This window comes from Staphylococcus sp. FSL W8-0304 (assembly GCF_038006565.1).
GTDB classification, from domain to species: Bacteria; Bacillota; Bacilli; order Staphylococcales; family Staphylococcaceae; genus Staphylococcus; species Staphylococcus epidermidis.
In genome coordinates, this window is record NZ_JBBOVL010000001.1 from 546,189 (window position 1) to 559,061 (window position 12,873).

Annotated in this window: 9 protein-coding genes; 3 read left to right on the top strand and 6 right to left on the bottom strand. The window is 31.5% G+C overall.

Annotated features, from left to right (window positions below; all coding sequences use genetic code 11):
- Position 1 precedes the first annotated feature (1 nt).
- The 3 genes from lrgA to NST35_RS02345 form a co-directional block, all read right to left on the bottom strand.
- Positions 2–451 (bottom strand): antiholin-like murein hydrolase modulator LrgA, encoded by a 450-nt coding sequence (gene lrgA / locus NST35_RS02335; RefSeq protein WP_001831627.1) that lies wholly within the window; start codon positions 449–451, stop codon positions 2–4.
- A 143-nt stretch (positions 452–594) separates the two neighbouring features.
- Positions 595–1,353, bottom strand: coding sequence for a response regulator transcription factor LytR (locus NST35_RS02340; RefSeq protein WP_002458156.1), 759 nt, complete (start codon positions 1,351–1,353; stop codon positions 595–597).
- Positions 1,334–3,109, bottom strand: coding sequence for a sensor histidine kinase (locus tag NST35_RS02345; protein ID WP_002458155.1), 1,776 nt, complete (start codon positions 3,107–3,109; stop codon positions 1,334–1,336). The genes NST35_RS02340 and NST35_RS02345 overlap by 20 nt, the downstream gene beginning before the upstream one ends.
- 423 nt (positions 3,110–3,532) lie before the next feature.
- On the opposite strand from NST35_RS02345, the gene NST35_RS02350 reads away from it, so the two are divergent.
- Together NST35_RS02350 and NST35_RS02355 are read left to right on the top strand one after the other, a co-directional pair.
- On the top strand, positions 3,533–4,933 hold the full coding sequence (locus NST35_RS02350) for an MFS transporter (RefSeq protein WP_002458154.1): 1,401 nt from the start codon (positions 3,533–3,535) through the stop codon (positions 4,931–4,933).
- Positions 4,934–5,350: 417 nt separating this feature from the next.
- Complete coding sequence (locus NST35_RS02355) at positions 5,351–6,283, top strand: 2-dehydropantoate 2-reductase (RefSeq protein WP_002458153.1); 933 nt, start codon at positions 5,351–5,353, stop codon at positions 6,281–6,283.
- A 123-nt stretch (positions 6,284–6,406) separates the two neighbouring features.
- Here NST35_RS02355 and yidC read toward each other — a convergent pair whose 3' ends face one another.
- On the bottom strand, positions 6,407–7,243 hold the full coding sequence (gene yidC / locus NST35_RS02360) for a membrane protein insertase YidC (protein ID WP_002458152.1): 837 nt from the start codon (positions 7,241–7,243) through the stop codon (positions 6,407–6,409).
- A 140-nt stretch (positions 7,244–7,383) separates the two neighbouring features.
- On the bottom strand, positions 7,384–8,919 hold the full coding sequence (locus NST35_RS02365; protein ID WP_002447172.1) for a serine hydrolase domain-containing protein: 1,536 nt from the start codon (positions 8,917–8,919) through the stop codon (positions 7,384–7,386).
- A gap of 285 nt (positions 8,920–9,204) precedes the next feature.
- Here NST35_RS02365 and NST35_RS02370 point away from each other — a divergent pair, with 285 nt between their 5' ends.
- Positions 9,205–11,034, top strand: coding sequence for an APC family permease (locus NST35_RS02370; protein ID WP_099606275.1), 1,830 nt, complete (start codon positions 9,205–9,207; stop codon positions 11,032–11,034).
- A gap of 147 nt (positions 11,035–11,181) precedes the next feature.
- Here the strand turns inward: NST35_RS02370 and NST35_RS02375 are convergent, their stop codons facing one another.
- Positions 11,182–12,558 (bottom strand): amino acid permease, encoded by a 1,377-nt coding sequence (locus NST35_RS02375; RefSeq protein ID WP_002458150.1) that lies wholly within the window; start codon positions 12,556–12,558, stop codon positions 11,182–11,184.
- Positions 12,559–12,873: the final 315 nt, after the last annotated feature.

Sequence of the window (12,873 nt, forward strand, 5' to 3'; positions counted from 1 at the left end):
ATTACCCTCCTATGTGACTTGTTTCTTCATTTTTCTCTTTAGAAGGGAAAAGTGATTTCGTCACTAATAATTGTGACGCAAAGCCAGTACAAATTAATAATAAAAGTGTTGAAATAATAATAAGTAAAATAATTAAAATAGGGCTTTGCTTAAGGATTGGTAAAGAGTTAATGACTGAAATACCAGCTGGTACGAATAGGAATCCAATATTATTGGTTAATGCAGTTCCCACAGTCTCAACTTGACCTAATTTCACAATGCCTGTACACAATGCGATAAATAATAGTACGAGTCCAATGACTGAAGCTGGCATTGGTATAGGCATAAATGATTCAATAATTTTTGATATAAGTAAAATCACTGCAATCGTTAATGCTTGTTGAAAAATACTGTATTTCATTGACTTCTTGTTATCAACCGCTTTGTTTTTAACGAGATGCGTTTGTTCCAAAATAACCATTCCCCTCTGTTTTCTTCATGGTTATATTATAGAATGAAAGCGTTTACTATATGTGGTTTCATTGCTCACTTACAAATATTTTAGGGTGAGGTGCACCATTTTAAAGGTGAAACTCATAAAGCGTGATTTAAATTTTATTGAAGACCGAGTTGTTGTTTAAAAGTCTTCATATAAGAACGACTAACTTGATATTTAAATTCATGGGTTAACGTCAGCTGATAAGTATAATTAAACCAATGTTCTATTGTTTGGATATGTTCCTTATTAACGATAGTAGCGCGATGTATTTTAATAAATAGTGAGGAAGGTAGTTTTTTCTCGTAATGATTAAGTGTTTCGGTCGTTTCATAACTTTTTTTTGTTGTATCTATCGTAGTAATCCCATTATTAACAGATAATGCGATAATGTCTGTGAAATTTAAGATGTGAATACGTTCATCCACTTCAATTGGGAGTACATGCGTTTGAGCGTACTCATCATCACTATAATCAATATATTTAGGTGTGATAGTTTTATCTTTGTTTTTTGTTTTATCTTTAGCCATGCCAACTTTATTTACAGCTTGATTAATACGCTCTTTTTCAAAAGGTTTTAATATATAATCGGTTGCATTTAATTCAAAAGCTTTGACTGCGAATTTCTCGTGAGCGGTTGCAAAGATAATATGTGGTGATTGCTTCATTTTATTAATTTTTTGAGCTAAATCAATACCACTTTCATCCATTAAATTTATATCTAAGAATATTAAGTCAAATGTGTTGTAGAGTAACTTCTCCAATGTTTCTTCTATGTTTTCTGCTTCTTCAATTTCATCTATAGCATCATTAAGATTTAAAAGATATTGTAATTCATTTCTTGCAAGTGGCTCATCATCAACGATTAACGCTTTCATTAAAGTGTTCCTCCTTAGAAGATTTATACGGAATTAAACAACTTACAGTCGTGCCTGATTGAGAAGATTGAATGTTTAGTGCCGATGTTGTTCCAAATAGTCCAGTAAGTCTTTTATTAAGATTGACTAAGGCATTACCAGTACCAGTGGTAGACGTCACTGTCGTATATCCAATGATATCTAATTGATCAGCTGGTATGCCTTGTCCATTATCTTGAACAGATATACTTAAGTAGTCTTGTTTCATGCTAACATCCACATCAATATGATTATTCACTTTACGATTTTTAAATGCATGTTTAATAGAATTTTCCACTAATATTTGAATTATAAAAGGTGGGATAAGCGCATCTTGACACTGATCATCAATTCGATAATGTATGTTAAATCTATTTGGATAACGTGCTTGCTCTAAGGATAAATATGCTGCTACTTGTTGTAATTCCTTTTGTAAAGTAATTGTATTATTACGTGCACCATTAAGATTAGAGCGGAAGAATTGACTGAGTTGAATCAGTAAACGTCGTGCTTTTTCACTATCAATTCTTACTAGTGCTGATATAGTGTTAATAGCATTAAAAAAGAAATGTGGATTGACTTGTGCTTGTAATGATTTAATTTCAGCGTCTTTCAACAATTGTCCCTGCATTTCAGCTTGGCCTAGTTCTAGCTGTGAAGAAAATATATTAGCGAGACCTTTTGCGAGTTGTTGGTCTGAAGTTGAAATAATATTGTTATCAGTGAAGTAAAATTTTAAAGTCCCTGCGACTTCATTATGTATATAAAGAGGGACGACAATGGCTCCTTCAAGAGGGCAATTAGGATGGTGACATCCAATTCCTTCTCTCGTATGAGCGACTTTTAACTTTCCTGATTGAATCACTTCTTTAGATAAATCTGTAATAATCTCTTTTCGTGCTACGTGATGGTCACTGCCTGCACCAATATGTGTTAAAATATCTTTTTTATTTGTAATAGCTACCGCCGATACTTGCATTAATTTTAAAATAATTTCAGCAGCTTGTTGGGCTGATTTTTCATTAAGTCCAGATCGAAAGTAAGGTAGTGTTTCATTAGCGAGTTGTAATACATCATGCGTTTGGACTGCACGCATTTGTTCTTCTTGCTTGATAGTCGACAAAATAATGGTTAAAAATATGGCTGTACCTAAACTATTAATGATAATCATCGGTAGTGCTATAAAACTGACTAATGTAATTGCATGATGTAAGTTATTTGTAAATAATAATATACAGCTCATTTGAATAATTTCAGTTGTTGCACCGATAATAGCACCTTTTTTAATGGACGGATATGTATTTTGCTTTATTGTTTGATGACCAAAGTAACCAGATATGATAGCAATAACTATGGATGAAATGAGATAGGTATATGCGTCAGCCCCGCCAATATATAAACGACATAATCCTGAAATAATCCCTACAATTATAGCTACCCACGGTCCACCTATTAGACCAGAAACACCAATAGTTAATACACGGGTATTGGCCATTGAGGCGTCTTTGCTTAAGTGGTAATAAATATCACCAGATACGATATGGCCATTTTCTATTTCAATTCCTGTAAAATTAGAAATCATAGAGAATATACCAAAAATAATGATTAGTTGGAATTTTGAACGCCATTTGTCACGTTCGCTCATCATTTTTTTAAAATGATTAATATTCATGAGTATATATGCGAGTAAAATAATTAATCCCACGCGTTCAAGTAATAAAATAAATAAATTAAGCATAACGTCAATCCTCATTTAATTTTTAATATCATAAAAAGAAATATATTTTTTATTAAAAATAAAAGCACTTACATTGGCTTGTTTCATATATTTATAGTTTATATGAAAGCACGATTAAATCAATTATAGTATGGAAAATTGAAACTAGATAGTGTAGAATATGTTTCTATATTTACAAATTTTCTAAAAATTACAAGAAATTAAAAAAGAAACATATCTAGGATGAATGAATATTAACATGATAAATGATTTAGTCATATATTTATTTTAGTTAAAAAGTTGTTCTAAATATGATAAAGTTTCTTAATGTAAAAATGATATTAGAGGAAAGCAAATAAAAGATTTGTAAAATAAAAAATGGATATTGTAATTAAATAAGTCTTATTAGAGATTTTTAATTAATTGTGAAGGAGTAAGTGATAGATGAATACATCACAAAAGTTTAGGGGAGATAATCGCTTATTATTAGGGATTATTTTAGGGGTTATTACATTTTGGTTATTTGCACAATCACTTGTAAATCTAGTTGTGCCATTACAATCATCATACAATAGTGATATTGGCACCATTAATATAGCAGTTAGCTTATCGGCACTATTTTCTGGTTTGTTTATTGTAGGTGCAGGAGATATTGCAGATAAAATTGGTAGAGTAAAAGTGACATACATAGGCTTAGCGCTTAATATTGTTGGGTCAGTTTTAATCATTATTACGCCATTACCAAGTTTATTGATTATTGGACGGGCTATTCAAGGATTGTCAGCGGCGTGTATAATGCCAGCGACACTCGCAATCATTAATGAATATTATATCGGGACAGCACGACAACGTGCATTAAGCTACTGGTCTATCGGTTCATGGGGAGGTAGTGGTGTTTGTACTTTGTTTGGTGGTTTAATGGCAACTAACCTTGGATGGCGCTCAATCTTTATTGTTTCAATTATTCTGACAATATTATCCATGTTTCTCATTAAACATACACCCGAAACAAAAGCAGAGCCTATAGGAGATCAACCAACAGAGACAAAGAAATTTGATGTTGTTGGTTTAATCATCTTAGTGGTTAGCATGTTAAGTATTAATGTGATAATAACTCAAACCTCTCATTTTGGTTTGTTCTCACCATTTATTTTGGGACTTATTGCAATTTTTGTTATATCGTTAATTATATTCGTGATTTACGAAAATAAAATCAAACAACCACTTGTCGATTTTGATATCTTTAAAAACAAAGGTTATACAGGTGCAACGATTTCAAACTTTATGTTGAATGGTGTAGCTGGTGGTACATTGATTGTTGTAAATACTTTTTATCAGCAAAAATTAGATTTTAACTCTCAGGAAACAGGATATATTTCACTTACATACCTAATTGCAGTATTAATTATGATACGTGTGGGTGAAATGATATTACAATCGCTAGGACCTAAAAGACCTTTGTTACTCGGAAGTGCCTTGACCGTCATAGGATTAATATTATTATCTTTGACGTTTTTACCTAATGCTTGGTATATAGCGTCAAGTGTCATTGGTTATTTATTATTTGGTACCGGTTTAGGTATTTATGCAACACCATCCACGGATACAGCTGTTGCACAAGCACCAGATGATAAAGTAGGCGTCGCATCCGGTGTATATAAGATGGCATCATCCTTAGGAAATGCATTTGGTGTGGCCATCTCAAGCACAGTTTACAGCGTACTTGCGGCTCAACTGAATCTGACTTTAGGTGGTTTTACTGGAATAATGTTCAATGCGCTTATAGCATTATTAGCATTCCTATCTATTTTGTTCTTAATACCGAAAAAACAGTCTAATGTATAAGAATATAGTCATCAACTTTAATTTCATCTTTAATATTGAAATAGAAAAATATGAATTTGTGTCTGGGACATCACTGGTGTCTCAGACATTTTGATATATTGAAATCGAGAACCCAGTAAAAATAAAGGTATGAAAAAGTCTATAAATTCTAATTCTTGTTAAAGAGTAAAGAGATAATCCAGTCAATATGAAACTAGTTCTACTCATATTTTAAAAACGCAACTGGAATTGAATAATAAATGAACAAAGAAACGATTTACTGTGCTAATAAAATGTTGAGTGAGCAATGTACGTTTGAGAAGATAATACTTATTCATAATTAACAGAAAATTCTTACAAAATAACTGTATTATATTGACTGGTATGTAGTAAAGTAGTATTTTAAAAACAATATAGAATTGTAAGGAGATGGAATATATGAAAATAGCAATTGCAGGTTCTGGCGCATTAGGTAGTGGATTTGGTGCAAAGTTGTTTCAACATGATTATGACGTCACTTTAATTGATAATTGGGAACCTCAAGTTACTACAATACAACAGGACGGTCTACATATCGATATTAATGGTGAAGCACATCATTTCAAGTTACCTATGTATAGACTAACGGAAATTCCTAAAGACACGTCCTATGATATTGTTTTTCTATTTCCTAAATCTATGCAATTAGAAGAAGTGCTTAGTCATATTCAACCCCATCTTCATGATAATACGATTGTTGTGTGCACTATGAATGGTTTGAAACATGAGCGTCTTATACAACAATATGTTTCTATAGATAGAATTGTACGTGGAGTAACAACGTGGACAGCCGGTATTGATCAACCTGGTCACACGCACTTAATGGGGCAAGGTCCTGTTGAAATTGGGTATCTCGTGCCCGAAGGAAAAGAAAGCGTAGATATCATTGTTAATCTGCTACAAAATGCAGAATTAAAGGGTGTAAAAAGTGAACATTTACATCAATCAATTTGGAAAAAAATATGTGTTAATGGAACAGCTAATTCTTTATGTACTATACTTGAATGTAATTTGGCAGCACTGAATAATAGTGATGACGCTAAAAATTTGATCTATAAAATTACACAAGAAATTGTTCATGTTGCAACAGTTGATGATGTTCATCTTAATGTTGATGAGATTTTTGATTACTTAATTGCTTTAAATGATAAAGTAGGCCCACACTATCCTTCTATGTACCAAGACTTAATTAAAGATAATCGAACAACTGAAATAGATTATATTAATGGAGCAGTTAGTAAATTAGGGAAAGAGAATCATATTGCTACACCTGTAAATGATTTTGTAACAAATCTTGTACATGCTAAAGAAAATCAACGTGGTGCACAATGATAAAACAATATGGATCGTTTGAGTTACAAGCTCTTTTTAAATTATTAACATGGCATATTTAATAGTGGAGAACGAAAAGCACGCTATAAACAATTTTTACAAGATTGTTTATAGCGTGCTTTTTTATGACTCTTCAGTTAATAACTCACTATTGTCTTTATGATGCTCTAATTTTTGTTTGAGTTTTTTAGCTTCATGTAGTGCCACTTTCTTATAGTGAGAGTGGGCAAAATGCATTTGCACAATTAGAAAAGCAGCGCTTATACTCCAATATAAGCCCAAAGCTGCAGCAGAATGTAGAGATGCATATGTTATGAATATAGGTGAAAACACCATCATAAAATAATAAGTTTTTCTTTGATCTTTTGGATAATGGATTGAGTTTACAAGTGGTTGAACAAAATACATGATTGCTGCGATGATTGTCATAATCAAATCAGGTTGCGTTAAATCAAACCATAAGAAGTGTGGGTATTCAGTAATTCCGTGACTCGAAGGGTACTTCAAACTCATATAAAGACCCATTAATATAGGCATTTGTATAAGAACAGGCAGACAGCCTAACATATTTTTTAAAGGATTAATCCCATACGATTGATACTTTTTCAAAAGCAATTGATTGGCTGCATTGCGTTCTTCTTGTGATGTTGCGTGTTTTATTTTATCTCTTATAGCATCCAATTCTGGTTGGACGACTTTTGTTTTTTCGCGCATCATATGCATATTCTTAACTTGTATTAACATGAAAGGTAATAGGATGAAACGAACTATGAGTACAATAGAAATAATAGCAAAGCCATAATTATCCTGAAAAACTTTGCCAAGAAAATGAAGAAATTCATCCATAGATTTTACAAAAACGTTATAAAATATACCAGTTTGGTTCTCTTCTTTAGAATAATCGCATCCAGCTAGTAAAATGATAAAACCTAATAAAGTGATGAAAAGTCGTTTATGCATAGTGATACTTCCTTTTATTTATAATTCTATTAATTTTATGATAAATGATGTTCAAGTTCATCAAAATAGTATAATATTGCATGATTTAAAAATAACAAAGTCATTCTTAGGTGTGTATCGCATGTCTTAAATGTGGCTTTTTAATGCTTAGGTGTTGTTTTATGTTTTTTATTTTCATCAGAATGGTAAGTTATACTTAATAAAGATAACCAAACTAGTAACATGGTTATGGCTAGATATACACTTACAATTAAATATTTCGAATACAAAGGTAACCATGATAAAACAAACCCCCAAGTTGCATCTCCTAATATTATCAAAGGAAGTAGGTAAAAAAGAATATTCATTGCTACAAATCCCAACAAAATGATGCTGAACATGATTGAAGTTCGTAAACATTTACGGATGAAGATGTGACCATCACGTAATTTTAAGATTTTACTAAAAACTAAGATACTAAATATGACCATGAATATATCGGCCAATGTGGAAATGATAAGTTGCATATTTTTCGTATGGTTCACTTTTTCTTCTATGGTTGTGTAATGACGATTATTCATAATTTGAGTATTTAAATGTTCCGCTAGACGAGTCACTTGACTTGAATTTGTATTCGCTAATACGACAATGCCATAAGATTTACGAATATTTAATAAAATTTGTGACGAGAAATTATCTAAAACGCCGGTATGTAATACGAGATGGTCATCAGTATTTATAAACCATCCTGAACCGTAGCTATCTGCGTTAGGCTCACTATTTAATGAGTTAGATAATACCTGATGCGATTGACGAATTAACTGGGCTTGTGATTTTGAAGTAGGGTGGATCTGTAGTTGGACCCACTTTGCTAAATCACTTGTACTTGACATCATATATGCTGCAGGCGTATCACCGATGTTAAACTCTGGTTGTGCAACTTTATTTTCATTATCTTCCCATATGTAACCTAATGCTTCGTTATTAGCTTTCGTATTATTTACTTTAAAAGTGGTATGTTTCATTTTTAAAGGGGCTAAAACATGCTTTTGGATGTATGATGTATAGGATTGATGGGTAACATTTTGAATAATAAGACCTAAAATATCATAATTCATATTCGAATATTCAAAAGTTTCTCCAGGTGCATGGTTCAGACGTTTTCCTTTTGCAAAATTAACGATATTTTCAATACTATCGTACTGTTTAGAATAACGATTTTCTTCAGTGATATCTCCAGGTATACCACTAGTTTGAGCTAATAGCTGTTCAATAGTAATATCAATTTTTTTGTCTTCATACTTCATTTTAAATCCAGGTATAAATGTACTTACTTTGTCATTTAAATTTATTTTTCCTTCTTGAACTAATTGTAGAATTGCATAACCTGTAAAAGCTTTAGTATTGGATGCAATTTCAAATTGAGTATGTGGGTTTACCTTTGCTTTTTTTTCAATATTGGCATAACCATATCCTTTATTTAAAAAGATTTTATTGTCTTTGATGATTAATATTGCTAGTCCGGGGATATCTCCTTTCTTCATTGCTGTCTCAACCATTTTATCAATATGTTTTTGAGAAGCATGTGTCAATATCGTCTCATTCTTACTATGTGTAATTTCTCGTGTTGTAATTGAAATTATCGATAAAATGGTCATCAAAAAAATGACAACAATGACAAACAGTTTTATCTTCATTAAGCATCCTCTACTTTAAATTTAAAAATTTATTGCCTGCGATATGGCAACAATAAGTGAATTTATTATAACAGTTTTGGTGTATAAAGTTACAGATAACGAATAGATATTGGGTTAGCTATATCTTAATCAAGTAGTTTTCTTAGTGAAAAACAATAAATTTTAAAGTGTAATAAAACACTAATAGAGTAAATGTAATGATTAAAGATATGTGAAGTAGCTATACAATTTTGTTTTATGGGAGTATAGTTTTATCCATCAAAATGAGTTAAAGAGGTAGGAGTCATGTTCATTCAATTTAAAAGACTTTTGATTGGTAGACCTAAAAGAAACAGAGACTTAAAAAATGAGAAAATTTCAAAATTTAAAGGATTAGCTATCCTATCATCCGATGCGTTGTCATCAGTTGCTTATGGTCCTGAACAGATATTAATTACATTATCGGTGATAGGAGCTGTGGCATCTTGGTATACGTTGCCTATTGCTGGAGCAGTTCTAATATTATTAACAGCTTTAATTTTATCTTATAGACAAATTATTTATGCTTATCCAAAAGGTGGGGGAGCGTATATTGTTTCTAAAACAAATCTTGGTGAGAAATGGGGATTGTTAGCTGGAGGGTCTTTACTAGTCGACTATATATTAACGGTGGCAGTGAGTATTTCTTCAGGAGCAGATGCTTTTGTTGCCGCATTTCCCCACTTATATCATTTTAAAGTGTTTATTGCATGTTTATTAGTACTCTTTATTTTAATGATGAATTTAAGAGGTTTGACTGAATCAGCAACTGTATTATCATATCCAGTCTACTTATTTATTATAGGTTTAATTGTTTTGATAGTCGTTGGAACATTTCGCGTAGCTACTGGACAAATTGCACCACATATCCATTCCACTGTAGGGGGTACTGTGCCAGGTGTTACGTTATTTTTACTTTTAAAAGCATTCTCATCTGGAGCATCATCACTTACAGGTGTAGAGGCAATATCCAATGCAGTAACAAATTTTAAAAATCCAGCACCTAAGAATGCAGTCAAAACTTTAGTCACTATGGGTACAATTTTAGCAGTGTTACTAGTAGGTATTGTTGTACTCTCATATATATATGGAATTATGCCTCAAACTGAAACGACCGTGCTTTCACAACTTGCGTCCCAAATATTTGGTGAAAATATAGCGTTTTATTTTATACAAGCTACTACAGTTATGATTTTGGTATTGGCTGCTAATACTGGTTTTACAGCATTTCCTATGCTTGCTGCATCAATGTCTAAGGACAAATATATGCCACGTATGTTTACTGTTCGTGGTGATCGTCTCGGTTATTCAAACTCGATTATTATATTAGGTGTATTAGCCATCATTTTAATTATTCTATTTGAAGGAATGACAGAGAACCTCATTCCATTATATGCAGTAGGTGTTTTTATTCCATTTACGCTTGCTCAGTTTGGTATGGTTTTAAAGTGGCTTCGAGAACGCCCTGAACGATGGGGAATAAAGCTTACTATCAATTTAATTGGTGGTACGATTACGTTTATCGTATTCATGATTTTACTTATTACCAAACTGAATCAAGTATGGCCAATTCTTTTATTTTTACCTTTTGTTGTATTTATTTTTATTAGAATTCATGTACATTATGAGAATATAGCATGTGAATTACGATCTGAAATTGATATACACGACATTCCTGTTGTAGATCGCAATTTAGCGATTGTACCAATACAAAGTATTACAACTGTAGTTGATAAATCTATTTATTATGCTAAATTATTAGCTAATGATGATGTTATTGCAGTACATGTGACATTTGGTGATGAGGATGAGCAAGCTTTTATGACTAAGTGGAAAAAACATTTTCCTGATGTAAGACTTGTGATTTTACATTCAGAGTATAGAAGTATTATTCGTCCGATTTCACGATTTATAGATAAAATTCGTAAAAAAGCGAATGATAAAAATTATTTAATTACAGTAGTCGTTCCAGAATTTATCCCTAAAAAGGCTTGGCAACACTTGTTGCACAATCAAACGAGTTTACGTTTAAAATTGCATTTAATTTATCAAAAAAACGTTACTTTGTGTACTATTCCATTCAAATTAATGAAATAAAAAAAGGACCAAATACACTTGATTAAAGTGAAATTTTGGTCCTTATTATAATGAGTACATTCGCTTTGAGATCATATATATTTTGCAAATCTTGATGATTAATATTTTAAAGTCATAGGTTATAATTAAGTTTAATCACATTTTACTTTAATGTTGCTGTCTTTCGGCTAAAGATTCAGCATTGCTCTTGTATTTCTTATAATAAAAGAATAAGAAGATAAACCATAACGGTGAAATAAAAATTGCTACTCTAGTATCTTTGCTAAAGAATAGTAGAATAAAGATGAATAAGAAAAAAGATAACACAATATAGGCAATAATCTTTCCGCCCCATAATTTAAATGCACTTGATCGATGTCGTTCGGGATTCTTCTTTACGTATGCGATGTAAGAGACGATAATCATTCCCCATACTACAAGGAATAGAACAGTAGATAATGTCGTTACATAAATAAATAATTTAATAGCATCTGGGAAAACAAAATTTAATAAAGCGGCGATTAACAATGTTATTGAAGATACAAACATTGAGAGATAAGGCACACCATTAGAATTAGTTTTTGTTAATGCTTTAGGACCTAAACCTTGTTTCGCTAAACCAAATAAAATTCGACTATTAGAATATATTCCGCTGTTCGTTGCAGATGCTGCTGCAGTTAAAACAACAAAATTAACTATGCCTGCAGCAAAGGGCACACCAATTAGTGTGAATAATTTAACAAACGGACTACTATCAGGATCAACTTTAAACCATGGAATGACAGACATGATTACAAGTAAACCACCTATATAAAATAATAAAATTCGTATTGGAACGTTATTTATTGCTTTAGGAATTGTTTTTTCTGGATTTTTGGTTTCACCAGCTGTGACGCCTATAAGTTCTATACCTATAAATGAATATACAGCAATTTGGAAGGACATTAAAAATCCAGCTACACCATGTGGAAACATACCGCCATGATGTATTAAATTACCAAAAGAAGCATGTCCATATTCTGTTTTAAATGATAAAAAAATCAGAACTAAACCTACAATAACCATCGTAATAATTGTAACGACTTTAATTATAGAAAACCAAAATTCAAGTTCTCCAAATAATCTGGCACCAAGCAAATTAAACGATATAAGTATGAGTACAATAAATAGCACTGTCAACCAGTGTGGGACTTGTGGGTACCAATAAGCAAAATATTGTCCCATCGCAGTGAGATCCGACATGCTAGAGACAATCCAACAAACCCAATAGGTCCACCCAATTACAAATCCACCAAACGGACCAAGGTATTCATTTGCAATATCTACGAATGAATTAAATTTAGAGTTACTTAATAATAATTCACCAAGAGCTCTCATAAAAGCAAATAACACTATACCTATCAACATGTAAGTAAAGAGTAATGAAGGTCCGGTTAGAGAAATTGTCTGTCCTGAACCTAAAAATAAACCAGTTCCTATAGCGCCACCAATAGCAATTAATTGAATATGCCTATTATTCAATTCTCTTTGTAGCTGTTTTGCCATCAACTTCCTCCTTAAGGATACGTATATGAAAGCGTTTACTTAAAGCTTATCTTATCCAACATATTTAAAAAAAGCAAGAATTTTCAGAAATATAAGTGGATATATGTATTAATATGGTATCTTAAATTAATAGTTATAACCTTGTAATAAAAAATTATGAAATACAATGAAAGAAAAGTTTATATTAAAAATTATGCTTAATTATAGACATAATTTTACAAATAGCAAGTATAATGATAATTAATCACATGAATTAACTTTCATTTATCTCTATGTAATAATGTAAGTTATTATAAAGAGAAATGAGGATTGAGA

Bases quoted from the DNA above. Each gene is read 5' to 3' on its own strand.
- NST35_RS02340 (WP_002458156.1), bottom strand. From the start codon at position 1,353: ATGAAAGCGTTAATCGTTGATGATGAGCCACTTGCAAGAAATGAATTA.
- NST35_RS02345 (WP_002458155.1), bottom strand. From the start codon at position 3,109: ATGCTTAATTTATTTATTTTATTACTTGAACGCGTGGGATTAATTATT.
- NST35_RS02350 (WP_002458154.1), top strand. From the start codon at position 3,533: ATGAATACATCACAAAAGTTTAGGGGAGATAATCGCTTATTATTAGGG.
- NST35_RS02355 (WP_002458153.1), top strand. From the start codon at position 5,351: ATGAAAATAGCAATTGCAGGTTCTGGCGCATTAGGTAGTGGATTTGGT.
- yidC (WP_002458152.1), bottom strand. From the start codon at position 7,243: ATGCATAAACGACTTTTCATCACTTTATTAGGTTTTATCATTTTACTA.
- NST35_RS02365 (WP_002447172.1), bottom strand. From the start codon at position 8,919: ATGAAGATAAAACTGTTTGTCATTGTTGTCATTTTTTTGATGACCATT.
- NST35_RS02370 (WP_099606275.1), top strand. From the start codon at position 9,205: ATGTTCATTCAATTTAAAAGACTTTTGATTGGTAGACCTAAAAGAAAC.
- NST35_RS02375 (WP_002458150.1), bottom strand. From the start codon at position 12,558: ATGGCAAAACAGCTACAAAGAGAATTGAATAATAGGCATATTCAATTA.